Below are 23,182 nucleotides of genomic sequence, written 5' to 3' on the forward strand. Positions count from 1 at the left end.
GGATGCGCGGTGCTCCCATGGAAGGTCAGGCGGTGCCTGGCCTTTTTCATTTTACGCTTGTTGCCGCCGAAAATGCGCTGCGCATCGTGCTGAACGTGCTAAGGGACGCTCCAGCAGTGCGTGGTCCTGACCGAAGACCCGGTCTCGCCCTATCGGCACCAGGCTCCTGACAGGAGAAAGATTTTGACCGCCCATTCGAAGACAGCCGCCGAACCGGCGGTGTCGCTGTTCAGCAAGACGCAAACCCAGTCGATGTCGCTCAACCGCATCATGTCCGAGCGCGATGCCGTCAGCGCGGCGCGTGAGGCCAAGACGGCACGCTTGCGCGAACTGCGCCTGGAAAAGGAAGCCGACGAGATGGCCGCGGCCGCGGCCCGCCCGGCATTGCCGAAACGGGCTGGAAAACGCTGATGGCCACCAAGCGGGTACCGCCAACGCCGATCGCCGCCGACGCGACCATCGCCGACATGGTCGAAGGGCTCGACAAGCCGGTCGAATATGTCCGCCGTGTGCTGGAAAAGCTCGAGCGCTGCAAACGCGCCCATGGCGATGCCCAGGTGCGCGTCGGCGTTCGCGGCCGTGCCGAGTGCCCGAACTACCTGATCGAATATGTCCGCGAAGACGCCAAGACCCATGAGCGGGTGACCTATCAGGACGCCGCCTACAGCGGCAGCACGCATCGCGAACTGGCGCCCCACCACATCGAGACGGTAAAGAACTGGTCGCCCGAGGAAATGAACATCACGGCGGTTTCGGCGCTGATCGGCCGCCTGCGCAATCCACGCGCACCATCATCGCGTTTCGCCGACGAGGACTGACATGGCCATAAAATTCTCCGCCAAGGACCAGCCTGCGGCGTCGGTCGCCGCCGCCAAACCGGCCAAGCCGGCCGCCGCGCCGAAAGCCGACGCTGCCGACACTGCGACCGACCTGTTCAAGTCGCCGGCCGAGACGCCCCGCGGCAAGGCAGGCAAGAAGAAATAGCGCCTTGCCGCGCGACGCCGATCATGACCTTGCCGCGCTCGCACCGCGCGGCTCGCAGGTGCCTGCCTTCGACTGCCAGAGCTGCGGCGCTTGTTGCTCGTACTCGGCCGAATGGCCGCGTTTTTCCACCGAGGATGACGCACAGCTCGACCGCATTCCGGAAAAATACATAGCGGCTGACCTGTCCGGCATGCGCTGCGACGGCGTGCGCTGCTCGGCCTTGTCCGGCGAAGTCGGCAAGGCGACCGCTTGCGGCATATATGATGTCCGGCCGGACGTCTGCCGCGCCTGCATGCCCGGCGACGCGGAGTGCCTGATGGCGCGCCGCGAACACGGATTGCCGATCTTTTAGAATTGCCCGTGTAACTGCCAATCTCCCCCCGCTTGTGCGCCGACCCGCAGCCCGGTACCTTCCTGGCCGGGCAGGGGGCCGGAGGAAATCATCGTGAGCATCGAATTCCTGTTGACGTCGCTGATCGTCGTGGCTTCGCCCGGCACCGGCGTTCTCTACACGCTGAGCGCCGGACTTTCGCGCGGTGCGCGGGCCTCGATCATTGCTGCCTTCGGCTGCACGCTCGGCATCATCCCGCACATGGCCGCCGCCATCACCGGCCTTGCGGCGCTGCTGCACACCAGCGCGGTCGCCTTCGAGACGCTGAAATATCTCGGCGTCGCCTATCTGCTCTACATGGCCTGGAACACGCTGAAGGAGAAGGGCGGCCTGAGCGTCGAGGACAATGTCGCGCCGCGCTCGGCCGGCAAGGTGATTGCCACCGGCATTCTCGTCAACGTGCTCAACCCGAAACTGTCGATCTTCTTCTTCGCCTTCCTGCCGCAATTCGTCAGCACCACCGAACCCAACGCGCTGTCGAAGATGCTGGAGCTCAGCTCCGTCTTCATGCTTTTGACCTTCGTGGTCTTCGTCGGCTACGGCATCTTCGCCGCCTCGATCCGCAGCCATGTCGTGTCGCGGCCCATGGTGCTGACCTGGATGCGCCGGACGTTTGCCGGAGCCTTCGTCATGCTCGGCGCCAAGCTGGCATTGGCCGATCGGTAGCGCCACCGGGAGCGGTTCAGTCCCGCTGATCCGCTCCCGTGCTTGTTCAGACGCAATTCCGGACGGAAAACCGGATATCCCTGTTCAGGGCGCGTTATCCCTTCACATAGCCCATCGCCTCGACGATCCGTCCGTCGGCGACGCGCATGAGGTTGACGCCGCGCACCGAATGGCCGTCGGCCATCCAGTAGCGCCAGCGGATCGTGGCACGGTCGCCTGCCACGAAAGTCTCTTCGATGTCGAAGCGCGTGCCGGGTCCGGTGGCGATCGCCGACCACAGTTCGACGCAGGCGGCCTTGCCGGCGCGGCGGGCGCCGTCCGGCGCCGGCGTGGTGTTCTCGATCACGCAGTCCTGCGCCACCAGTTCGTTGAGCGCCGATGGATCGTGACGCTGGAACACGTCGTTGTAACGCCGCATGATTTCGGCTGTTTCGCCGGAGAGCTTTGCCGTGGCGAGGTCGATGATGAGTTCCCTGGTCATTGGTTGGCTCCTTTCGTTCAGTGATCGATGGCGGCGTCGACAAGGGTCGCCTTCAGCGTGATCGTGGCGACACCGGCCAGCGCCCGGGAAACGAGGCAGCCTGCCTTGGCCGACTGCGCCAGCCTTTCGAAATCGTCTACGCCCAGCCCGGCGACATTTGCTCCAGTCTCTAGTTCGATGCGGGTGATCGTCGGTCCGGCCGCGGTCGCCCCGAGATGCACCTTGGCTGTCGTGTGGATAGTTTGGGCAGTGTGACCCTCGCTGCCGAGGACGGCGCTCAGCGCCATCGAGAAGCAACCGGCATGCGCCGCCGCGATCAACTCCTCCGGGTTGGTGCCTGGACCGTTCTCGAAACGCGACGGAAAGGAATAGGCGCCTTCGAAGACACCGCTGCCGAGCCGCAACTGGCCCGAACCTTCCTTCAGCGTGCCTTGCCATCTGGCCGAAGCTTCACGAATTGCCATTGTACCCTCCTGGTTGAAACGCTGCGCCGCACCCTTGTGCAGAATATATAGACTGATCTACATATTATGTAGACCGATTGTCATATTCGACGCAAGGCCTATAATGATCGCTGCTGACAGAGGTTGACATGGCGAACGATACACGGGCCCGCATACTCGAAACGACCGGATTGCTGCTCAGGCAACGCGGCTATCACGGCACTTCGCTCAACGACATATTGAGCGCCAGCGGCGCGCCGCGCGGTTCGCTCTACTTCCATTTTCCCGGCGGCAAGGACCAACTGGTGATCGAGGTGACGCGCGATAGCGTTGCCGAGGTGACGGAGCGGCTCACCGAGGCGCTGGCCGCGGAGCGCGATCCGGCGGTTGCCGTCCATCATATCTACCAGTCAGTGGCGCGCATGCTGGAGGACAACCAGTTTTCGCTCGGCTGTCCGATCGCCCCGGTCGTGCTGGATTCGCCGACCGACGTGCCGGAGCTGGCTGATCTGTGCCGCTCGGCCTTCGAGCAGTGGATAGGCTTGCTGCGAGATGCCTTCGTCAGGGCAGGGGTGCCAGAGCGTCGCGCGCATGCCTTGGCGCTGTTGGTCGAATCATCGCTGGAAGGGCTGATGGTGATCGCGCGCGCCACCCGCGACCGCGCGCCATTGAAGGCGGTGGCCGACGAGGTCGCGGCACTGATTGAAGGCGCCGTGCTGGCTGGGGAGGCACGGCAACGCGCGGATACAACCGTCTGAGGGCATCGAAGGGCGGCGATCAGGAAGCATGCAAGCAAAAAGGGCGGCATCGCTGCCGCCCTTTCCGTATCTGAAGGCTGATGGAAGCGCGGATTAGAAATCCATGCCGCCACTCAAGCCCGCTTGCGGGCTTGAGCAATGTGAGTTCATGGGCGTGCTTTATGGATTTCTTAGAAATCCATGCCGCCCATGCCGCCCATGCCGCCGCCCATGCCGCCAGGCATGCCGCCGCCGCCAGCCGACTCCTTCTTCGGAGCCTCCGCGATCATGGCTTCGGTGGTGACGAGCAGGCCGGCGACCGAGGCCGCGTCCTGGAGGNTTCGGAGCCTCCGCGATCATGGCTTCGGTGGTGACGAGCAGGCCGGCGACCGAGGCCGCGTCCTGGAGGGCGGTACGCACGACCTTGACCGGATCGACGATACCCATGGCGATCATGTCGCCATATTCGCCGGTCTGGGCGTTGTAGCCGAAGGTCAAGCCCTTGTTCTCAAGGATCTTGCCGGCAACGATCGATGCTTCCGCACCGGCGTTGGCCGCGATCTGGCGGGCCGGAGCCTGCAGCGCACGACGAACGATGTTGATGCCGGCGGCCTGGTCGGCATTGACGCCGGTGACCTTGATGTCGGCCGAAGCGCGCAGGAGAGCGACGCCACCGCCAGCAACGATGCCTTCTTCGACGGCCGCGCGGGTCGCGTTGAGGGCGTCATCGACGCGGTCCTTCTTTTCCTTGACTTCGACTTCCGTCGCACCGCCGACGCGGATCACCGCAACGCCGCCCGCGAGCTTCGCGAGGCGTTCCTGCAGCTTCTCCTTGTCGTAGTCCGAAGTGGTCTCTTCGATCTGCTGCTTGATCTGGGCAACGCGGCCCTGGATCTCGGCCTTCTTGCCGGCGCCGTCGACGATGGTGGTGTTCTCCTTGGAGATCGACACCTTCTTGGCGCGGCCGAGCATGTTGAGGCCGACGTTCTCGAGCTTGATGCCGAGGTCTTCTGAGATGACCTGGCCACCGGTGAGGATGGCGATGTCTTCCAGCATGGCCTTGCGGCGATCACCGAAGCCCGGCGCCTTGACGGCGGCGATCTTCAGGCCGCCACGCAGCTTGTTGACGACCAGCGTGGCCAGAGCCTCGCCTTCGACGTCTTCCGAGATGATGAGCAGCGGCTTCGAGGTCTGCACGACGGCTTCGAGAACCGGCAGCATCGCCTGGAGGTTGGAGAGCTTCTTCTCGTGCAGGAGGATGTAGACGTCCTCGAGCTCGGCAACCATCTTGTCGGCGTTGGTGACGAAGTACGGCGAGAGATAGCCGCGGTCGAACTGCATGCCTTCGACGACTTCGAGTTCGGTCTCGGCGGTCTTGGCTTCCTCAACCGTGATGACGCCTTCGTTGCCGACCTTCTGCATCGCTTCGGCGATCATCTTGCCGACCGACTCGTCGCCATTGCCGGCGATCGTGCCGACCTGGGCAACTTCCCCGGAGGTCTTGATCTTCTTGGCAGCCTTGCCGAGCGCCTCGACGACTTCGGTCACGGCCAGATCGATGCCGCGCTTCAGGTCCATCGGGTTCATGCCGGCGGCAACNCGACGACTTCGGTCACGGCCAGATCGATGCCGCGCTTCAGGTCCATCGGGTTCATGCCGGCGGCAACGGCCTTGTTGCCTTCCTGGACGATCGACTGCGCCAGAACGGTCGCCGTCGTGGTGCCGTCACCGGCGATGTCGTTGGTCTTCGAAGCAACTTCGCGGATCATCTGCGCGCCCATGTTTTCGAACTTGTCGGAAAGTTCGATTTCCTTGGCGACGGTGACCCCGTCCTTGGTGATGCGCGGTGCGCCGAACGACTTGTCGATGACGACGTTGCGGCCCTTGGGACCGAGGGTCACCTTCACCGCGTCGGCGAGGATGTTGATGCCGTGAAGCATGCGCTCGCGGGCATCGCGGGAGAATTTTACGTCTTTGGCAGCCATTTTTTTACTCCTGGGCATTTCGCCCGAAATTCAGATTTGATGGTGCGAAGGAAAGGCGGCAGCGTGTCAGCCGATGATGCCCATAATGTCGGATTCCTTCATGATCAGAAGGTCTTCGCCATTGAGCTTGACTTCGGTACCCGACCACTTGCCGAACAGGATGCGGTCGCCGGCCTTGACGTCCAGCGGGACCAGCTTGCCAGCTTCGTCACGAGCGCCGGAGCCGACGGCGATGATCTCGCCTTCCTGCGGCTTTTCCTTCGCCGTATCCGGGATGATGATCCCGCCGGCGGTCTTGGATTCGGATTCGACCCGGCGAACGACCACGCGGTCATGCAGCGGCCGGAAATTCGACTTTGCCATTTTTGGATTTCCTTGGTGCGGATGTTGAACGGTTCTCCGTTGCCGGAGCGTGCTTAGCACTCAGCCGAAGCGAGTGCTAACGCGGCAATGAGATAAGCCGCATGCTCCTGCTAGTCAAGACGGAAGAGCAAAGAGCAAAGAGAAAAGAGCAGACAGCAAAGAGAAGAGAGCAAAGAGCGTGTAAGCATCGAGCCTTTTATGTGAACAATGTCGGGTATCAGACATATATGGGGCGGCTCACCCTTTGTATTTGAGCTTTATTCAGATGGCACGAATGATGCAACGGGTGATGCATTTGATCTCATCCAGAGGCTCGCACGGGGTCGTGCTGCGTCAGCTCGGTCATGTCGAGCTTCAGAAGGCCATTTTGGCATTGGTTCTGTTGCCCTATTGCCATTCATGACCAGTCCTGCGCGCGTGAGCCGGCCGGCTAGATTCCAACCACGAGAGCGCCGCCGCTGAGACCCGCACCCGCCGCCGACAGAAGGATTTTCTCTCCAGGCTGGAATGGCTCCGTCTGGTTGGCGAGCGAGAGCGACAGCGGGATCGTCGCGGCCGAAGAGTTGCCGTATTCGGCAATCGTCTTGACAATTGCTTGGTCCGCGATGCCGAGGTTCCTCCCGACCGCGTCGAAAATCCGAGTATTGGCCTGATGCGGCACGAACCGGCCGAGATCGTGTGGCCGCACTCCGGCAGCGGCTAGCGCGCTTATCGAGCAATCGGTCATCATCTCGACGGCCTTTGCGAACACTTCGCGGCCGTCCGTCATCCTCATTCGGGTTTGCGCGAGATCGAGGTCACCGTGGAACGGCTTGTTGCTTCCTCCTGCGGGAATCTGGATCAGCCCGTATCGCGAGCCGTCCGAAGCCACCGAGGCACCGAGAATGCCCCGATCAGCATCATCGCACTGACCGATCACCAGGGCGCCGGCGGCATCGGCAAACAGGACCGAGCTTGCGCGCTCGGCTGGATTGATGCGGCGGCTGAGGATGTTGGCGGCGATAACAAGGCTCGCTTTGCCGTGCAGGCGGGTAAATCCGTCCGCAAACATCAGCGCATAGATGAAGCCGGCGCACGCGCCTGTCAGATCCACCGCGCCTGCGCGGCCAAGGCCAAGCTTGTGTGCGACCAGCGGCGCGCTCGGCGGCAGAAGATGGTCGGGTGTCGAGGTGGCAAGCAACAGCAGACCGATGTCGTGGCGCGCAATACCGGCGTTCGCCAGCGCCATGTCGCTGGCCTGCGCAGCAAGACCAGACAGCGTGTCTTCGTCGGTTGCCCAGAAGCGCGACCGTATCCCGGTACGCCTTTCGATCCAGCCTTGATCAAGACCGAGATTGCTCTCGATTTCGGCATTCGCCACCTTTCGCCCAGGCGCATGATGGCCAAACCCGAGTATGCGCGACGACTTGCTCATGGCCTGGACCCGAAGCGTTCGCCCGCCTCCTCAATGGCGTCATAGAGTCGCTCGAGCTCGTCGCCGGTGATGCAATAGGGTGGCAGAAGGTAGAGGACATTGCCGAGCGGGCGCACAAGTAGCCCTCGCTCGAGGAAGAAAGCGCGCAGTTTCGGTCCGATCTCGGCGAGATAACCTGCGGAACCGGTTCGCAGGTCGAGCGCCGCGATTGTTCCCGTGGCTCGGCAGTCGGTGAAGAAGCTGTTGTCGCGAAAGCGTCGAAGCCCGGTGGCCTGCATTGCGCTCAAGGCCGCAATGCGCTCGGCCACCGGCTCGTCCCGCCAGATCTCGACATTGGCAAGTGCTGCCGCGCAGGCAATCGGGTTGGCAGTGTAGGAGCTCGAATGGAAAAACGTCTTCTTCCGGTCCTCGGAATAATGAGCCTGGAAGATGGCATCGGTGGCAAGCGTTACGGCCAGCGGGATGGCGCCGCCGGTCAGGCCTTTCGAGGTGCACAGGATATCTGGAGAGATCGATGCCTGCTCGCAGGCGAACATGGTTCCGGTCCGCCCCCAGCCGGTCATCACTTCGTCGGCGATCAGCAGCGTGCCGGAGGCCTCAGTGATCTTCTTCAATTCGGCCAGAACTGAAGCCGGATACATCAGCATGCCGCCGGCGCCCAGCACCAGCGGCTCGACGATTAAGGCTGCGGCTCGTCGATCGCGGGTCACAGCCTCTAAACGATCCAGCGTCTCCTGCTCGCGCCCCGCTGCCGGAAAGGGGATGATGTCGACCTCGAACAGCAGCGGTTCGTAGGCGGCGTTGAACACGCCACGCGCACCGACGCTCATCGTGCCGATCGTGTCGCCATGATAGCTGTGCTCCATGACGACGATGCGAGAGCGTGGGGCGCCGATGTTGCGGAAATAACCGAGCGCCATCTTCAGCGCAACTTCGACGCAGGTCGAGCCACTGTCGGAATAGAACACCCAGTCGAGTCCAGCGGGAGCGAGGCCGACAAGCGCCTTGGCCAAGCGCTCTGCCGGCTCGTGCGTGAAGCCCGCGAAGACAATCTGGTCGAGGCTCGACGCGGTTGTCTCGATTGCCTTCATGATGCGGGGATGGCGGTGGCCATGTGTGACGACCCACCAGGAGGAGATGGCGTCCAGGATGCGGGCGCCGTCGGCCCTGCGGAGATAGGCGCCTTCAGTCCGGACGATTTCTGGGATCGCAGGCTCGAGCGCGTGCTGGGTGAAGGGATGCCACACATGAGACTGCGACATCAGTCACCTCCAGTAATCGAGGCGAAGGCGAAGCCGGCAATCATTGCGTCCCTCAGTGTCTTGCCGGTCAGCAGATCGAGGTGCGGCAGCCTGCCGAGCTGCGGCGCACCGCTGAATTCCACGATGGTCCGTTGCGTATCGGCCATCTCATCGCCGATGAAAGCGATGCCGGCCAACGGGATGGATCGGGCGCGGAGCGCCTCGATCGAGAGCAAGGTGTGGTTGATGGTGCCGAGCGTGGTGCGGGCGCACAGAATAACGGGCAGCCGCCATTCAGCGAAGATGTCGATGAGCCTTGTGCGCCGGTTAAGCGGCACCATCAGGCCGCCGGAGCCTTCGATGACGAGCGGCGTCGGTAGGACGGGAAAAGCAAGATCGGCAGCCTTGATCGCCACGCCGTCGATCTCGGCCGAACGATGCGGCGACAGCGGGCTCCGCAAGCGGTAGGCTTCCGGCAGCACGCGCTCTGAGGGCAAGCCGGCAAGCCGCGCGACCACTTCGCTGTCGGTCTCGCCGTCGAGGCCCGATTGCACCGGTTTCCAGTAAAAGCCGTCGAGCAAACCGGCGAGCCCAGCCGCAAACACGGTCTTGCCAACTCCCGTGTCGGTTCCGGTGATGACGATGCGTTGGGTCATACCGCCTCCGGTGATGTTTGGGCCAACACCTCGACCAGCGCCTCGACCATGGCGGAAATGTCGGCTTCGCCGACATTGAGCGTCAGTGAGATGCGCAGCCGCGACGTGCCCTCGGGCACGGTCGGAGGACGAATACCGCGTATGTCGAAGCCGCGGGCCTGCAGGCGCGCCGCCAATGCCAGGGTGCGCCTGACATCGCCGATTACCAGGGGCTGGATCTGCGAGCCGCTGGGTATCACGCCGCAGCGCTCGGCCAGCTGGCGGCCGGCGAGGTCAACGCGTTCATGCAGCTGAATACGCCGTATAGGGTCGTCGGCGAGCATTGCGAGTGCTTCGCGCGCCACGACCGCCATCAGTGGCGATGGCGCGGTCGCGTAGATGAATGGCCGGCAACGGTTGATCAGATACTCGCACAGTGCCCTCGGCCCGGTCACGAGCCCACCAGATGCGCCGAGCGCCTTGCCGCAGGTGTGGAGCGCGACGATGTTGTCGCGGCCCTCGAAAGCGGCGGCAAGCCCCCGGCCGTCCGGTCCCCAGACGCCGGTCGAATGCGCCTCGTCAATGACGATGAATGCCTCGTGCCGATCGGCAAGCGCGACCAGGCTTTCCAAAGGCGCGCGGTCGCCATCCATGCTGTAAAGGCTCTCCACCGCGATCCAGACGCGCCCCATGCCGCCTGCGGCGCGCCAACGTGTGATCGCATCCTCGACAGCGGTGGCGTCGTTGTGCGCGGCCAGCACGAACTGTGCGCGCCCGGCCTGCGCACCCTCATGCATGCTGGCATGGGCGAGCTCATCGAGAACCAAAAGATCGCCCTTCCGCGGCAGGGCGCTCAGCAGAGCGAAGTTGGCGATGTAGCCGCTGCCGAAGAACAGCGCGCGGTCGGCTCCAAAGAATGCCGCCGCGTCTGCCTCGAGCTGCTCGTGTTCCGGTGCATTGCCGCGCAACAGCCGCGACCCAGTGGCGCCAACCGGCGTGCCCCGCGCAATCGCCGCCACAACAGCATCGCCAAGTCTCCTGGACGAGGCCAGCCCGAGATAGTCGTTCGACGAGAAATCGAGACCTGCGCGCGGCGCAAGCGTCCGCAGCCGGTCCTTGCGGGCCAGTCCCTGCAAGGTCGCGTCATAGCGGGCAAGCGGTGCCCCGTTCATTGCGCCTCGAGTTCCATCGGCTCAATGCCGAGACGGCGGAACAGAAGGCTATCCTTGTCCTCGCCGGGATTGTCCGCCGTCAGCAGCGTGTCACCGACGAAGATTGAATTGGCACCGGCAAAAAAGCACAGCGCCTGCATCTCGTCGGTCATGGCGGTGCGGCCGGCGGAAAGACGCACATGCGATTTCGGCATCATGATGCGCGCCAGGGCGATCACGCGCACGAATTCGATCGGCTCGATGGGCTTGGCTTCGGCAAGCGGGGTGCCGGCGATCGGGATCAGCATGTTGATCGGGACGCTTTCCGGCGGCTCGGGTAGGTTCGCCAGCGTCACCAGCATGTCGATCCGGTCCACCGGATCTTCGCCCATGCCGACAATACCGCCGCAGCAGACCTTGATGCCGGATCGACGAACCTGCTCAAGCGTGTCGAGCCGCTCGGCATAGCCGCGCGTGCTGATGATCTCGCTGTAGTAGCGTTCCGACGTATCGATGTTGTGGTTGTAGTAGTCGAGGCCCGCTTGCTTCAGTCGAGCGGCTTGCTCAAGATCGAGCATGCCGAGCGTCATGCAGGTCTCCATGCCCAGCGCCTTGACGCCTTCGACCATCGCCACCACCGCATCCATGTCGCGCGCTTTGGGGTTCCGCCAGGCGGCTCCCGTGCAATAACGCGTGGCGCCGGCGTCACGCGCTTTCTTCGCCTCGGCGACGACGCGCCTGACCTCCATCAGCTTCGACGCCTTCAGGCCGGTCTCGTGATGCGCCGACTGGCTGCAATAGCCGCAATCCTCCGGGCATCCGCCCGTCTTGATGCTGAGCAGCCGGCTGAGCTGGACCTTGTTTGGATCGAAATTCTGGCGGTGCACGGTCTGCGCCAGGAAGAGGAGATTGTTGAAGGGGGCATGGTAAAGTGCCTGAGCCTTTTCCAGGGTCCACGCTCCAGTGTCAGGGGATTGAGCCTGTGGCGATGTCTGCGTTGAACTTGCCGTTTGCATGTCCATGCTGTTCCTCCGGTCTGTCTTGCGGGGTCTTTGCTATCTGACTGTCGACGATCGGAGAGGACAGTTGACCAAATCCTGTTCGTTACTCAGACAATCATGAGCCCCGATGGTCGAGGCCGATATCCAGGATCGGCGCGCTGTGGATGAGTCGGCCGACCGAAATCAGATCAACGCCGGTCGCGGCAACCGCTCGCGCTGTATGGGACGTGATCCCGCCAGAAGCCTCGGTGATAGCGCGGCCACCGACGATTGCGACGGCGCGGCGAAGATCGGGGAGGGACATGTTGTCGAGCAGAACCGCATCGGGAGCGAAGCCAAGTACCTCCTCCAACTGGGCCAGAGTATCGACCTCGACTTCGATCTTGACGAGATGACCGGCCGCTCTTCGTGCTCGCTCGAGCGCTGGGCGGACGCCGCCTGCGATGGCGATGTGGTTGTCCTTGATCAAAATTGCATCGTCCAGGCCGAAGCGGTGATTGGACCCGCCACCTGCGCGCAGGGCATATTTTTCGACTGCCCGCAATCCAGGCGTCGTCTTGCGTGTGCAGACGATCTTCGCGCCATATCCACGAACCGCAGCGACGATCGATGCCGTTGCTGTGGCGATGCCGCTCAGATGGCACAAAAAATTGAGTGCCGTCCTTTCGGCTGTGAGAATGGCCCGGGCCGGGCCAACCACTGATGCAATGATCTCTCCATCCACGACATTGCAGCCGTCTGCCCGCTCCACCGAGATGTCGACATCAGGATCAATCAAGTGGAAAGCGAGCATCGCCAGATCGAGGCCGGCTACAACTCCGGACTGTCGCGCCACCAACACGGTTCCCGCTTGGTATTCCTTCGGGACGATGGCATCCGTGGTCAAGTCGCCGGCTCTGCCAAGGTCTTCAAGAAGCGATGCCCGTACAAGCGGCTCAAGCATGACCGTGGGAAGCGGTGAGAGCCTCATCACTTTGCCCCTTCCAAGTTTGGCGAGTGTCCGAGTTCGCGCGCAGTGCCCAAGGCGGCTTCGAGCGTGATTTCGGACCGTCGGGCGGCAGTCGCATGATGAGGAAAATCTGTCCGGTAATGAGCGCCGCGGCTTTCTTCGCGCAACAAGGCGGCAACCGCGATCATTAGCCCGACAGCCGCCGGATCCGAGACCGCATCCTTGCTTTCGGCGAGCGGCAATAAGGCACGCGCGGCTGCTTTCAACCCTTCACCGTCCCGGACGATGCCGAGTGCGCGCGACAGGAAAACACGCACGGGTATCGGAGCGGGCGGTGGGTAAACCTTCGCAAACGCAGGTCTTGTTCTGCGAGCAGGCGTTCCGGCGACACTTTCAGCGACCCAGCGGGCGCACACGATTGCCTCGGTCAAGGAATTGCTGGCGAGCCTGTTGGCGCCATGCAGTCCTGTCGAAGCGACTTCGCCGCAGGCCCACAGCCCCTCGACGGAGGTCCTGCCAAAGCTGTCCACGGCAACGCCACCCATGTGGTAGTGTTGGGCCGGACGAATGGGGATGAGATCGCGCGCGGGATTGATGCCCGCTCCACGACAGGCTGATGCGATTGTCGGGAAATGTCGAGCGAATGCCGGGCCAGGCCGTTGTCGGGCGTCGAGAAAAACACGGTGGCCGTTCGCAAGATGGTTCCAAACGGCGCGGGCCAAGACATCGCGAGGCGCAAGTTCCGCCCCTGGCACGCTTTGAAGAAAAGCCTGGCCGGTTTCATCGATCAGGGCAGCACCTTCGCCTCGGACAGCCTCGCTGACCAGCGCCATAGGGCGTTCTGGGCCGTCAAGCGCGGTCGGGTGGAACTGGATGAATTCGAGGTCGGCTAGGACAGCTCCAGCGCGGGCCGCAAGTGCAAGGCCTTGTCCGCAACTGCCCCAAGGGTTCGTGGTGTCGAGAAACAGTCCCCCGATGCCACCGGTGGCGAGGACGACCCGCCGTGAGCCGAAGAAGAAAGGTCCGATCGAACAGCTCGCCCAGACGCCCCGGATCGCATTCTCTCGCACGGCCAGCCGGCGCGCTTCCACGCCCTCCACGACAACTATCGACGGAGTGGAACGCACAGCCGCGATCAGGGCACGCATGATCTCACGCCCGGTGCCGTCCCCATGCGCATGAACGATGCGACGTCGGCTGTGTGCGGCCTCCAATCCGAGGCACAGTGATCCTTTCGGCGTGCGGTCAAAGGGAACCCCCAAGCCCGCAAGCCCCTCTATCGCCTTGGGCGCGGCTTGGAGGATGCGGCTCGCCACGTCTCTGTCGCAGAGACCATCCCCGGCGGCAAGCGTATCGGCCAGGTGCATTGCCGGATCGTCGTCTTCGCCGAAACTTGCAGCCAGACCCCCCTGTGCCCAGGTGCTCGAATTGTCAGCTCCCAGCAGCGACCTTGACAGAAGAAGCACCGGCTCCGGCGACAGTTGAAGCGCGGTCATCAGTCCGGCGATGCCGCCGCCGATGATGATCGGCCGCCCGAAGAAGCTGCGGAGGTCGGCGCTCAAACTGCCAGCATCCGTTCGACCGCAAGCCGCGCGCGCCCGGCGATCCCGGGTTCGATGGTTACGACATGTTGGTTCTGCTCGAGCGCCGTGCGGATGTTGGCAAGCGTGATCCGCTTCATGTGCGGGCACAAATTGCAGGGCCGGATGAACTCGACCTCTGGGTGCGCTAACGCGACGTTGTCGCTCATCGAGCATTCCGTCATCAGCACGACACGTGGCGGCCTTTGCCTTTCGACATAGTCGGACATGGCAGCCGTCGAGCCGGAAAAATCTGCTTCAGCCACGACGTCGGGCGGGCATTCGGGATGGGCGAGCACGACCACGCCGGCATGGCTTTCGCGCAACTCGCGGATGTCGGCCGGTGTAAAGCGCTCATGCACCTCGCAATGCCCTTTCCAGGCGATGATCTGCACATCGGTCTGGGCGGCGATATTCTGGGCCAGATATTCGTCCGGCAGCATGATCACCCGGAGAACCCCAAGGGATTCGACGACCGCCTTGGCGTTGCCGGATGTACAGCAGATATCCGACTCGGCTTTCACTTCGGCCGACGTGTTTACATAAGTGATGATCGGAACCCCGGGATAACGCTGGCGCATCAAGCGCACGTCTTCTGCCGTGATTGATTCCGCCAACGAGCAACCGGCGCTGAGATCCGGAATGAGTACGGTCTTGTCCGGATTAAGGAGCTTGGCCGTTTCGGCCATGAAATGGACGCCGGCCAGCACGATGACTTGCGCCTCGATCGTCGCAGCCGTGCGGGCTAATGCCAAGCTGTCGCCGACGATGTCGGCCACGCAATGGAAGATCTCGGGCGTCTGATAGTTGTGCGCCAGGATGATGGCGTTGCGCTCGCGCTTCAGTGCAAGGATCGCCTCGATATCCTCGGCGAAAGCCGGCCATTCGATCGGCGGGATCACTCGTCGGACGTGCTCGTAGAGCAACGCGGCCGTAGGCAGCATGGCGCTCATCGACCCCCTCCCGCTTATACTCTAATTGAAAATAACCAGCATATACTTGCTGTGAGTATAAGGGATGTCAACCCCGCGCCAGCGGCAATTTTGTCCCGGAGATGAGCCTATCGTCGAGAACGGCGTGGCGGAAACGGAAAAGCTTCGCTGGCCGGCCGCCGGTCTCAGCGGTGGCCTCTCCGGTCTCCTCGACCAGCTCCTGCTGTTCGATCAGTCGGCGAAAGTTCGGCTTGTGGATGAGCCTGCCGGCGAGCGCCTCGACGGTTCGCTGCAGCTGCAAAAGCGTGAAGACCGGCGGCATCAGCTCAAAGACGACCGGCCGGTATTTGATCTTGGAGCGCAGCCGCGCAATGCCGGTCGCCACGATGCGGCGATGATCGGCGACCATGGACTTGCTGGGCACCAGCGGAGGGGGCGCCGCGTCCCGCCCTCTTACGGCCTCTTGGACCAGGCCTGCTTCGTAGACTAACTCATAGCGTTGAAGCGTGAGTTCCTCGTTCCAAAGGCGGTCGTCGAAGCCGAAGGCTATCGTCGCCCGCTGCCAGCGTTCACGTCGCGTGGCCGCATCGCGGACGCCGTTTGCCCATTCAATCAAGCGTGGTCGCAGAACGTCCAGCACGACCGGAGGCGTGCCGGAGCGGTGGTCCTCCCATGGAAAATATTCATACCAACTCTGCCATCCGCACTTGGGCGAGCCCGCTGCCTGTTCCTTGCGGGTCAATGCAAGATAGCTGATGGAGATGACGCGCTGCTGGCGCTCGGCGCCGATGCGATCCCGATCAGCGAACGTGTAAAGTTGCTCAATGTACCCCAGCCGATGGCCGGTCTGCTGCTCGACCCACCCCCTCAAGCCGGATTGCAGCGATCGGTGCTCAAGCGCAAAGGGACCGGAGGGCAAGGTGTCTGCCTGGCCGATGGTGAGGACACAGGGTTCACTGTCGTTTACGGCGACGACAAGGGCGATCAGGTCCACTTTGACGTCGTCGGCCTTGAAGGCGGCTCTGTCTTTCCTGAGTCGTATTGCCTGATCGTCCATGTTCGCGAATTACTTGGCCAGCTCGGGGGACCTTAATCGATTTAGTGTAAGCGCGCCTGTCGGCACGTCAACACCCCACAGCTGCACGGGCATTTTTAGCTCTTCGCACCTGCACAAAAATGTGCCAAAGGCGACACCCGCGGTTGGTAACGTAGGGGAAGGAGGATCCATTGAGCGCGTTTGGTGACACCAAGGCGATCACACCGCCGGATATTCGTTCGTGCAAAGGTGGGACGCCGCTCGTCTGCCTTACCGCCTACACCACCCCAGTCGCCCGGCTTGTCGATCCCCATTGTGATGTGGTGCTCGTCGGCGACAGCGTCGGCATGGTTCTCCACGGCCTGCCCTCGACGCTCGGTGTCACGCTGGAGATGATGATCACGCACGGCCAGGCGGTGCGCCGTGGCATCAAGCAGGCGCTGATGGTGGTCGACCTGCCGTTCGGTTCCTACGAGGAAAGCCCAGAGCAGGCTTTCCGAAATGCTGCGCGCGTCATGTCGGAGACCGGCTGCACGGCCGTCAAGCTCGAAGGCGGCGAAACGATGGCAGAGACGATCGGCTTCCTCGCCGCACGCGGCGTGCCCGTCATGGCTCATGTCGGCTTGACGCCGCAGGCCATCAACGCCATCGGTGGCTACCGCGTGCAGGGCAGGGGCGGGGATGCCGAGCGCATCAGGCGCGACGCAATTGCGGTGAGCGAAGCGGGCGCCTTTGCGGTCGTCCTGGAAAAGGTTCCTGAAGCGCTCGCCCGCCGGATCACCGGGGAGGTGGCGGCCCCGACCATTGGCATCGGTGCCTCGGCAGCCTGTGACGGCCAGATTCTCGTCGTCGACGACATGCTGGGCCTCTTCGGCGACTTCCGACCCAAATTCGTCAAGCGCTATGCTGAACTGGGGGAGGCGGCTGCGGCTGCGATCGCTTCCTATGCGCACGAGGTGAAGGAGCGCCAGTTTCCGGCCGCCAAGCACGTGTTTGCCGATGCGCCCAAGCCCGCCGACACGGACGCCACCAAGAGCGGAGAAGCAGCGTGAGCGTGCCGATCGTCAGGAGCGTTGACCAGCTTCGCGAAATCGTCGCCGCATGGCGCCGCGAGGGCGTGAGGATTGCCGTGGTGCCAACGATGGGCGTCCTGCATGAGGGCCATCTCAGCCTGGTGCGCGCTGCACTCGAGAAGGCAGACCGTGTGATCGTGACGCTCTTCGTCAACCCGAAGCAATTCAACAGCCAGGCCGATCTTGCCGCGTATCCGCGCACCGAGGACGAGGATGCCGCCAAGCTGGCACCGGTTGGCGCGCACCTGCTTTATGCGCCAGATGCAGATCAGATGTATCCGGCGGGCTTCGCCACCACCGTTTCGGTGTCCGGTGTCAGCGAGGGCCTGTGCGGTGCCTTCCGGCCGGGACATTTCGATGGCGTGGCGACCGTCGTCGCCAAGCTCTTCCTGCAGACCAGCGCTGACTTCGGCTTCTTTGGCGAAAAGGACTTTCAGCAAATTCACCTGGTCAGGCGCATGGCCCGGGATCTGGATATTCCAATCACCATTGTTGCCTGTCCGACAGTCCGCGAAGCCGACGGTCTTGCGCTATCATCGCGCAATGTGCGGCTCTCGCCAGCGCAACGCGCTGTTGCTCCCAAGCTATCATCGGTCCTGCTCAAGACGGCTGAGCGGCTTGGGCGCGGCTCACCCGTCCTGCCAACGCTTGCAGAATCTCGCGCAGCAATTCTGGCTGCAGGCTATCGCGAGGTCGAATACCTGGAACTTCGCGAAGAGGCAGATCTGCACCCGATGACAAGCCTTGATCGACCGGCACGGTTGCTTGCCGCGGCCTGGCTCGGCGGCACACGTCTCATAGACAACGTCAGACTATTTCGGATTGGTTCAACAGATTAGCCACGTTCCGGCACGCGCTGTATCCGTCCGGGATCGTTTAAAACAAGGTCTCTGCCTGGCATTGAGCGAACGGAGGTTACGCACAGGGCAAATGCATCGCGTGTTTGAGAACTTCGTCGAGCAACTGTCTGCAAGTGTTGATGCTGCCGATCTCTGTGAGGCAATGGCCTCCGCTGCAGCCGGCTTCGACTTCCCGCTATTCGCCTATTTCACTTACCCGTCGGCCTCCGGCGACGCCCCCCAATTGATTTCAAACTATCCTTCATCCTGGACATCACGTTATCTGCAACAGCGGTACCACAGTCTTGATCCGGTCATCCTGCGCGGGCTGCAAGGCTGGGATACATTCGATTGGGGTGTGGACCGCGCTCGACACTGTCTGCCGAATTCGCAGCAACAAATTCTGGAGAGTGCGGCTGAGTTTGGCATCTGCGGCGGCCTGACGATGTCCATGCATGATCATCTCGGCCGGTTTGCTGCCCTGACCTTTGCTTCCGACGAGTCCCGTCCGCCTCTTTTACGGTCACTGGCACGTTACGAAAAAGCATTGCAGCTGGTGGCCATCAACTTTCATATCCATGTCCGGCGCAGGCTCGCCGATGATCGCGTGGTGGATGGTGTAACGCTCACCCCGCGGGAGTTCGAGTGCCTGAAATGGGCGGCGCGCGGCAAGTCGGCTTGGGATATCAGCCAGCTTCTCGGCGTCTCAAAGCGCACCGTGACTTTTCACTTGGAAAACGCCAAGGCAAAGTTCGGCGTCCGAACGATCAACCAGGCCGTTGCACGAATGGCTGCCTCCGGCCAGACGAGATCCTGATTCTTCAGCCACGATACCTGTAAACCTCTACAGGCTGCATCGCTGTCAGCTTTGCCCTTCGATGGCGGGAACACATCCCACATGGAGGCGACCATGATGCAACTGATAACACCAGACTTTTACAACGAGTTTGCAGGCGAACTCAAAGAGATGCACGGGCTCAGGTTTCGGGTGTTCAAGGAAAGGCTCGATTGGGAAGTTGATACCGAAGACCAGATGGAATCCGATCCGTTTGATGCTCTGAAGCCCGTCTATCTGCTCCTCAAAGGATCCGACTGGCGAATTCGCGGTTGCGTGCGTCTTCTGCCCAGCACCGGACCCACAATGTTGCGCGACACCTTCCCGGTGCTGCTGGGTGCTGACGTCGTGCCCTCGACCACCGACATATGGGAGAGCAGTCGTTTCGCGCTCGATCTTCCTCCGTCGGCGCCCAAGGCTGCGGGCGGGCTGGCCCAGGCGACCTACGAGCTCTTCGCGGGCATGATCGAATTCGGCTTGGCCAAGGATCTGACCCGGATAGNGGCTGGCCCAGGCGACCTACGAGCTCTTCGCGGGCATGATCGAATTCGGCTTGGCCAAGGATCTGACCCGGATAGTAACGGTGACGGATACGCGCATGGAGCGGATCCTCCGCCTGGCTACGTGGCCATTGTCGCGCATCGGAGAACCCAAATGCGTCGGCAAAACGGAGGCGGTGGCTGGGTTTCTCGAGATTTCCCACGCGAGCCTTTTGCGCATCCGCAGCAGGGGACGTCTGATTGGACCGGTACTGTGGCAACCGGTTCTAGGCCCGTCGGCATAGCGCCATAGTGGACACCTGAGCCATGAAGGATGCTGGTCTGTCCAAGGAAGCGACGGTCGGCCTTGTATGCTGGCCGGACTGGCGTCGCCACGACGCTTACCACTATGCCAGACGATTGCCACGCACCGGCTGGGCCTGGGAGTTTCTTCGGCGCAATCCACAATTCCAGCGCGACCACGCCAAAATGGCACCGTCCGCCTGCATTGTCGGACCCCAAGGCGACATGCAGATAATCGAGTTGACGACAGGATCAGCTCTCCTAAGACAATGGAGCCTTCTTTTTCGCCGACGCGCCACTTTCGGACGCTACATCGGCAAGGGTCTTTTGGGATCCGCGCGATTGCGCCTGTATTCTACGAGCGGCCGCGGAGCCGCTTGGGCTCGACCACGATTTTGAACCGCTTCACCTTTCTTCGCTCTCATGCTGCAAGGACATCCTGCTGACAGCTGCGGGCGTGCAGCACGTGCTGCTGAGGGAGAACTGCCGGAGTCTGCAGATCGCCGTTTCCGGTGCGTCCGTCCTCCGCCCGTTGCGGCTATATGTCGACGCGATCGTTCAGCCGCAGCACCTCAAGTTCCATGTCGCTGCCCTTCAGTTCTTGAACCACGTCAATGGTTGCGCCCGCCTGTCAGCTGCTTGCTTTCCGCCGGAACACCGCGGAGCGCGTCTGCGTATCGTACTCCAGGCTTTGGATGGCTCGCTTGCCGGAGCATCTCATCAGGAGGTCGCCATTGCCTTGTTCGGGACACGCCGCGTCGAAGAAGATTGGCGTCATCCAGGTGGCCATCTTCGCGATCAGGTACGTCGCGCCATCCAACGTGGCCGCTACCTGATGGGCGGCGGCTACAGACAGTTCCTGAGGTAATTCCGCGGCGAATCGCGGCGAAGCACTGGGACCCAACCTTCGTCGATGAGTGCATTCATGCCTTGAGGATCCCGATGACCGTTATGAACCCCGACAAAGCCGGCGCGGCGAGCCTTGAAACGATCGCGCGAAACGGCAGCATGCTGCGTCGCATAGCCGTACGCATTCCGACCTACCTGTCGGATATTCGCGAGAACCCGGCGTGGCTGCCCATGTTCATGTTGGCGCGCACCATGCCGGCACGGAGAATGCACTGGCGTGGTGCAAAGCCGGTCCGAAGGTCGCAAAGAGCCCAGGACACGATGTTTGCCGGTGTCAATTGCCAGGACGTTGTCGACGCGCTGCGGATGGATGGGCTTTTTCCCGGCCTCGTGAAGATGTAGCCGCATTCGCCAGGTGCACACCTTGTTTCGGCAATTTCGATCGCCGACTCGAATTCATGCCGGCGGAGCATGCGGAGGCTGAGGCGCGGTTTGGCCGTCCGTTGCTCAGCGGCCATTATTTCGAGCGCATTCTGGGCTGTAACTCGGCCGTTGCCATCCCGTTGTACGTCCGCTGTCCAAGGCCTGCTGGCCTGTCTGAGGCTTCACCGTTCACCGCGTGTCCTGCCGCGTGTGTGAGTTTGCGATCGTCATAAGAGCGTCAGGCACTCAGGCACGAATAGAAGCTAGGTCAGGGCCCACAGACGCGGCCTTATCCATGGGGTGGATGGTAGTTATCACTACAATCAATTTTACCAATATTACGGCATACTACTACAAGGTCCGTCATAAAGCGGCCGGTGGGTATCCGTCTCGCCTCTGAAGCTGCCCGAAAGAATGCGGAGACGAACATGTGCGGGATTGTTGGCATCGTTGGGCAACAGCCGGTGTCGGATAGGTTGGTCGGCGCGTTGAAGGGTTTGGAATATCGCGGCTATGATTCCGCCGGCGTTGCGACGATCATCGAGGGCGCCTTGCATCGCCGGCGCGCCGAGGGCAAGCTCGTCAATCTCGAGAGGAGACTGAAGGAAGAGCCGCTGAGCGGCAATATCGGCATCGGCCACACGCGTTGGGCAACCCACGGGGCCTCGACGGAACGCAATGCGCACCCGCACTTTACCGACGGTGTCGCCGTCGTCCATAACGGCATCATCGAGAATTTCACCGAGCTGAAGGACGAATTGGCGGCGGTGGGCGCCGAGTTCCAGACCGACACCGACACCGAGGTCGTCGCGCATCTGTTGGCAAGATACCGACGGGAGGGCATGAGGCCGCAAGAAGCGACGCGTGCCATGCTGAAACGCGTCAGGGGAGCTTATGCGCTTGCCGTGCTCTTCGAAGATGAACCGTCGACCATCACGGCGGCGCGCAACGGACCACCGCTGGCGATTGGTCACGGCGACGGTGAGATGTTCCTGGGCTCCGACGCGATCGCGCTTGCTCCCTTCACCAACGAAATTACCTATCTCATAGACGGCGACTGGGCCGTTGTCGGCAATTCGGGCGCCCATATCTTCGATATCGACGGCCATCCCGTCGAGCGTCCGCGCCATATCTCCACGGCCGCGGCCGATCTGGCCAACAAGGGCAGCCATCGCCACTTCATGGAGAAGGAGATTTACGAGCAGCCCGAGGTTATCTCCGATACTCTCCGTCATTACACCAACATCATAGAGAATCGCGACATGGTTCCTGGCATCGATTTCGCCAAGGTTCCGAGCTTGGCGATCTCTGCCTGCGGGACCGCCTATTTCGCCGGACTGATCGGAAAATACTGGTTCGAGCGCTATGCGCGCCTGACGGTTGAAATCGACGTTGCGTCCGAATTCCGTTACCGCGACATCCCGTTGCCGCCGCAATCGGCGGCTCTTTTCATTTCGCAGTCCGGCGAAACCGCCGATACGCTTGCGTCGTTGAGGTACTGCAAGGAGCGTGGGCTGAAAATTGGCGCTATCGTCAATGCCTGCGAATCGACCATCGCTCGGGAGGCCGATACGGTCTTCCCGATCCTTGCCGGACCGGAGATCGGCGTCGCCTCTACCAAGGCTTTTACCTGCCAGCTTGCCGTTCTAGCCGCACTCGCCATCGGCGCCGCCAGAGCCCGCGGGACCGTCCCCGAAGGCGAGCTGCAGGCGCTCGTCAGGACCCTCGCCGAATTGCCGCGCGTCATGGGCCAGGTACTCAACAGCATCCAGCCGGAGATCGAGTTCTTGTCGCGCGAACTGTCAAAGTGTCGTGACGTCCTGTATCTCGGCCGTGGCACCAGTTTCCCGCTAGCGATGGAAGGAGCGCTGAAGCTCAAGGAGATTTCCTACATCCATGCCGAGGGCTATGCAGCGGGTGAATTGAAGCACGGGCCGATCGCATTGATAGACGAGAACATGCCGGTGATCGTCATCGCGCCCCATGACCGCTTTTTCGACAAGACCGTCTCCAACATGCAGGAAGTGGCTGCCCGTGGAGGGCGGATTATCCTCATCACCGATGAAAATGGGGCAGCCGCATCGAAACTCGACACCATGCACACGCTCGTGCTGCCGGCTGTCGACGAGATTATCGCGCCGATGATCTTCTCGCTGCCGATACAGCTTCTTGCCTACCACACGGCGCTCTTCATGGGGACAGATGTAGACCAGCCGCGCAATCTCGCAAAATCGGTCACGGTCGAATGATTGTGAACCTGTACAGATGGCGAAGCTCTCGATGGAAAGCTACCCTTTGTCTGGATCCGGATGAAAACCAGATGACCAGTGTTTGCTGGAATTTGGAATCCCTTTTTTCGGCCGGTCGATCGGGGCACAGGGCGATCGAGCTT

General features: G+C 62.2%; 24 protein-coding genes and 2 pseudogenes. 13 read left to right on the forward strand and 13 right to left on the reverse strand.

All coding sequences use genetic code 11. From position 1 onward, the window contains the following. Positions 1 to 183: 183 nt before the first annotated feature. From X741_RS161710 to X741_RS161695, 5 genes are all read left to right on the forward strand, one after another. Positions 184 to 411, forward strand: a complete 228-nt coding sequence (locus X741_RS161710; protein WP_023766442.1) for a hypothetical protein — start codon at positions 184 to 186, stop codon at positions 409 to 411. After that, complete coding sequence (locus X741_RS161705) at positions 411 to 818, forward strand: hypothetical protein (protein WP_023776403.1); 408 nt, start codon at positions 411 to 413, stop codon at positions 816 to 818. The genes X741_RS161710 and X741_RS161705 overlap by 1 nt, the downstream gene beginning before the upstream one ends. 1 nt (position 819) lies before the next feature. Continuing rightward, complete coding sequence (locus tag X741_RS1000000167925; RefSeq protein WP_023766444.1) at positions 820 to 984, forward strand: hypothetical protein; 165 nt, start codon at positions 820 to 822, stop codon at positions 982 to 984. Positions 985 to 1,042: 58 nt separating this feature from the next. Then, complete coding sequence (locus tag X741_RS161700) at positions 1,043 to 1,336, forward strand: YkgJ family cysteine cluster protein (protein ID WP_085984580.1); 294 nt, start codon at positions 1,043 to 1,045, stop codon at positions 1,334 to 1,336. A 93-nt stretch (positions 1,337 to 1,429) separates the two neighbouring features. After that, positions 1,430 to 2,041, forward strand: coding sequence for a LysE family translocator (locus X741_RS161695; protein ID WP_023766446.1), 612 nt, complete (start codon positions 1,430 to 1,432; stop codon positions 2,039 to 2,041). 94 nt (positions 2,042 to 2,135) lie between these two features. On the opposite strand, the gene X741_RS161690 is transcribed toward X741_RS161695, so the two are convergent. Further along, on the reverse strand, positions 2,136 to 2,522 hold the full coding sequence (locus X741_RS161690; protein ID WP_023776405.1) for a nuclear transport factor 2 family protein: 387 nt from the start codon (positions 2,520 to 2,522) through the stop codon (positions 2,136 to 2,138). Positions 2,523 to 2,539: 17 nt separating this feature from the next. Then, positions 2,540 to 2,986: an OsmC family protein gene (locus tag X741_RS161685; RefSeq protein ID WP_023776406.1), complete on the reverse strand. Its 447-nt coding sequence runs from the start codon at positions 2,984 to 2,986 to the stop codon at positions 2,540 to 2,542. 128 nt (positions 2,987 to 3,114) lie between these two features. Between X741_RS161685 and X741_RS161680 the strand changes: the two genes are divergently transcribed. Next, positions 3,115 to 3,723: a TetR/AcrR family transcriptional regulator gene (locus X741_RS161680; protein WP_023766449.1), complete on the forward strand. Its 609-nt coding sequence runs from the start codon at positions 3,115 to 3,117 to the stop codon at positions 3,721 to 3,723. Between the two features lie 170 nt (positions 3,724 to 3,893). On the opposite strand, the pseudogene groL reads toward X741_RS161680, so the two are convergent. From groL to X741_RS161630, 11 genes and pseudogenes are all read right to left on the reverse strand, one after another. Then, positions 3,894 to 5,687 (reverse strand): annotated as a pseudogene (groL, locus tag X741_RS01000000166225) (chaperonin GroEL). A 66-nt stretch (positions 5,688 to 5,753) separates the two neighbouring features. Beyond that, positions 5,754 to 6,050, reverse strand: coding sequence for a co-chaperone GroES (groES, locus tag X741_RS161675; protein WP_019863563.1), 297 nt, complete (start codon positions 6,048 to 6,050; stop codon positions 5,754 to 5,756). 430 nt (positions 6,051 to 6,480) lie between these two features. After that, positions 6,481 to 7,464 carry a beta-ketoacyl-ACP synthase III gene (locus X741_RS161670; RefSeq protein ID WP_023776407.1) on the reverse strand — a complete coding sequence of 328 codons (984 nt, stop codon included), beginning with the start codon at positions 7,462 to 7,464 and terminating at the stop codon, positions 6,481 to 6,483. Continuing rightward, positions 7,461 to 8,726 carry an adenosylmethionine--8-amino-7-oxononanoate transaminase gene (locus tag X741_RS161665; protein ID WP_023776408.1) on the reverse strand — a complete coding sequence of 422 codons (1,266 nt, stop codon included), beginning with the start codon at positions 8,724 to 8,726 and terminating at the stop codon, positions 7,461 to 7,463. The genes X741_RS161670 and X741_RS161665 overlap by 4 nt, the downstream gene beginning before the upstream one ends. Then, a complete protein-coding gene (bioD, locus tag X741_RS161660; RefSeq protein WP_023735844.1) occupies positions 8,726 to 9,361 on the reverse strand; it encodes a dethiobiotin synthase in 636 nt (211 codons plus the stop codon). The genes X741_RS161665 and bioD overlap by 1 nt, the downstream gene beginning before the upstream one ends. Next, the gene (locus X741_RS161655; protein ID WP_023776409.1) at positions 9,358 to 10,512 is read right to left on the reverse strand and encodes an 8-amino-7-oxononanoate synthase; all 1,155 of its coding nucleotides are present in this window, start codon (positions 10,510 to 10,512) and stop codon (positions 9,358 to 9,360) included. Before X741_RS161655 ends, bioD begins: the two co-directional genes overlap by 4 nt. Continuing rightward, entirely contained in the window at positions 10,509 to 11,507 is a 999-nt protein-coding gene (gene bioB / locus X741_RS161650) for a biotin synthase BioB (protein ID WP_051410408.1), read from the reverse strand. Before bioB ends, X741_RS161655 begins: the two co-directional genes overlap by 4 nt. Positions 11,508 to 11,607: 100 nt before the next feature. Further along, positions 11,608 to 12,462: a carboxylating nicotinate-nucleotide diphosphorylase gene (nadC, locus tag X741_RS161645; RefSeq protein ID WP_023776411.1), complete on the reverse strand. Its 855-nt coding sequence runs from the start codon at positions 12,460 to 12,462 to the stop codon at positions 11,608 to 11,610. Next, positions 12,462 to 14,003, reverse strand: a complete 1,542-nt coding sequence (locus tag X741_RS161640; protein ID WP_023776412.1) for an L-aspartate oxidase — start codon at positions 14,001 to 14,003, stop codon at positions 12,462 to 12,464. Before X741_RS161640 ends, nadC begins: the two co-directional genes overlap by 1 nt. Then, positions 14,000 to 14,974 (reverse strand): quinolinate synthase NadA, encoded by a 975-nt coding sequence (nadA, locus tag X741_RS161635; RefSeq protein WP_023776413.1) that lies wholly within the window; start codon positions 14,972 to 14,974, stop codon positions 14,000 to 14,002. Before nadA ends, X741_RS161640 begins: the two co-directional genes overlap by 4 nt. A 67-nt stretch (positions 14,975 to 15,041) precedes the next feature. Then, positions 15,042 to 16,010: a membrane protein gene (locus X741_RS161630; protein WP_023762816.1), complete on the reverse strand. Its 969-nt coding sequence runs from the start codon at positions 16,008 to 16,010 to the stop codon at positions 15,042 to 15,044. Positions 16,011 to 16,180: 170 nt separating this feature from the next. On the opposite strand from X741_RS161630, the gene panB reads away from it, so the two are divergent. The 7 genes and pseudogenes from panB (at position 16,181) to glmS (ending at position 23,039) form a co-directional block, all read left to right on the forward strand. Beyond that, positions 16,181 to 17,041 (forward strand): 3-methyl-2-oxobutanoate hydroxymethyltransferase, encoded by an 861-nt coding sequence (gene panB / locus X741_RS161625; protein ID WP_023776414.1) that lies wholly within the window; start codon positions 16,181 to 16,183, stop codon positions 17,039 to 17,041. Continuing rightward, positions 17,038 to 17,901, forward strand: a complete 864-nt coding sequence (gene panC / locus X741_RS161620; protein WP_023776415.1) for a pantoate--beta-alanine ligase — start codon at positions 17,038 to 17,040, stop codon at positions 17,899 to 17,901. The genes panB and panC overlap by 4 nt, the downstream gene beginning before the upstream one ends. A gap of 91 nt (positions 17,902 to 17,992) precedes the next feature. Beyond that, a complete protein-coding gene (locus X741_RS161615; RefSeq protein ID WP_023776416.1) occupies positions 17,993 to 18,718 on the forward strand; it encodes a LuxR family transcriptional regulator in 726 nt (241 codons plus the stop codon). A 93-nt stretch (positions 18,719 to 18,811) separates the two neighbouring features. Then, entirely contained in the window at positions 18,812 to 19,528 is a 717-nt protein-coding gene (locus X741_RS01000000166230; RefSeq protein WP_348625670.1) for an acyl-homoserine-lactone synthase, read from the forward strand. Between the two features lie 456 nt (positions 19,529 to 19,984). Beyond that, the gene (locus tag X741_RS1000000167930; protein ID WP_245264243.1) at positions 19,985 to 20,386 is read left to right on the forward strand and encodes a DUF2285 domain-containing protein; all 402 of its coding nucleotides are present in this window, start codon (positions 19,985 to 19,987) and stop codon (positions 20,384 to 20,386) included. A 74-nt stretch (positions 20,387 to 20,460) separates the two neighbouring features. Continuing rightward, positions 20,461 to 20,927, forward strand: a pseudogene (locus X741_RS01000000166235) (hypothetical protein); the annotation flags it as partial. A gap of 291 nt (positions 20,928 to 21,218) precedes the next feature. After that, positions 21,219 to 23,039 (forward strand): glutamine--fructose-6-phosphate transaminase (isomerizing), encoded by a 1,821-nt coding sequence (gene glmS / locus X741_RS161610; RefSeq protein WP_023776417.1) that lies wholly within the window; start codon positions 21,219 to 21,221, stop codon positions 23,037 to 23,039. Positions 23,040 to 23,182 lie beyond the last annotated feature (143 nt).

This window comes from Mesorhizobium sp. LNHC221B00 (genome assembly GCF_000502935.1).
Classification (GTDB): domain Bacteria; phylum Pseudomonadota; class Alphaproteobacteria; order Rhizobiales; family Rhizobiaceae; genus Mesorhizobium; species Mesorhizobium opportunistum.

Bases quoted from the DNA above. Each gene is read 5' to 3' on its own strand.
- X741_RS161705 (WP_023776403.1), top strand. From the start codon at position 411: ATGGCCACCAAGCGGGTACCGCCAACGCCGATCGCCGCCGACGCGACC.
- X741_RS1000000167925 (WP_023766444.1), top strand. From the start codon at position 820: ATGGCCATAAAATTCTCCGCCAAGGACCAGCCTGCGGCGTCGGTCGCC.
- X741_RS161690 (WP_023776405.1), bottom strand. From the start codon at position 2,522: ATGACCAGGGAACTCATCATCGACCTCGCCACGGCAAAGCTCTCCGGC.
- X741_RS161685 (WP_023776406.1), bottom strand. From the start codon at position 2,986: ATGGCAATTCGTGAAGCTTCGGCCAGATGGCAAGGCACGCTGAAGGAA.
- X741_RS161680 (WP_023766449.1), top strand. From the start codon at position 3,115: ATGGCGAACGATACACGGGCCCGCATACTCGAAACGACCGGATTGCTG.
- groES (WP_019863563.1), bottom strand. From the start codon at position 6,050: ATGGCAAAGTCGAATTTCCGGCCGCTGCATGACCGCGTGGTCGTTCGC.
- X741_RS161670 (WP_023776407.1), bottom strand. From the start codon at position 7,464: ATGAGCAAGTCGTCGCGCATACTCGGGTTTGGCCATCATGCGCCTGGG.
- X741_RS161665 (WP_023776408.1), bottom strand. From the start codon at position 8,726: ATGTCGCAGTCTCATGTGTGGCATCCCTTCACCCAGCACGCGCTCGAG.
- bioD (WP_023735844.1), bottom strand. From the start codon at position 9,361: ATGACCCAACGCATCGTCATCACCGGAACCGACACGGGAGTTGGCAAG.
- X741_RS161655 (WP_023776409.1), bottom strand. From the start codon at position 10,512: ATGAACGGGGCACCGCTTGCCCGCTATGACGCGACCTTGCAGGGACTG.
- bioB (WP_051410408.1), bottom strand. From the start codon at position 11,507: ATGCAAACGGCAAGTTCAACGCAGACATCGCCACAGGCTCAATCCCCT.
- nadC (WP_023776411.1), bottom strand. From the start codon at position 12,462: ATGAGGCTCTCACCGCTTCCCACGGTCATGCTTGAGCCGCTTGTACGG.
- nadA (WP_023776413.1), bottom strand. From the start codon at position 14,974: ATGAGCGCCATGCTGCCTACGGCCGCGTTGCTCTACGAGCACGTCCGA.
- X741_RS161630 (WP_023762816.1), bottom strand. From the start codon at position 16,010: ATGGACGATCAGGCAATACGACTCAGGAAAGACAGAGCCGCCTTCAAG.
- X741_RS161615 (WP_023776416.1), top strand. From the start codon at position 17,993: ATGCATCGCGTGTTTGAGAACTTCGTCGAGCAACTGTCTGCAAGTGTT.
- glmS (WP_023776417.1), top strand. From the start codon at position 21,219: ATGTGCGGGATTGTTGGCATCGTTGGGCAACAGCCGGTGTCGGATAGG.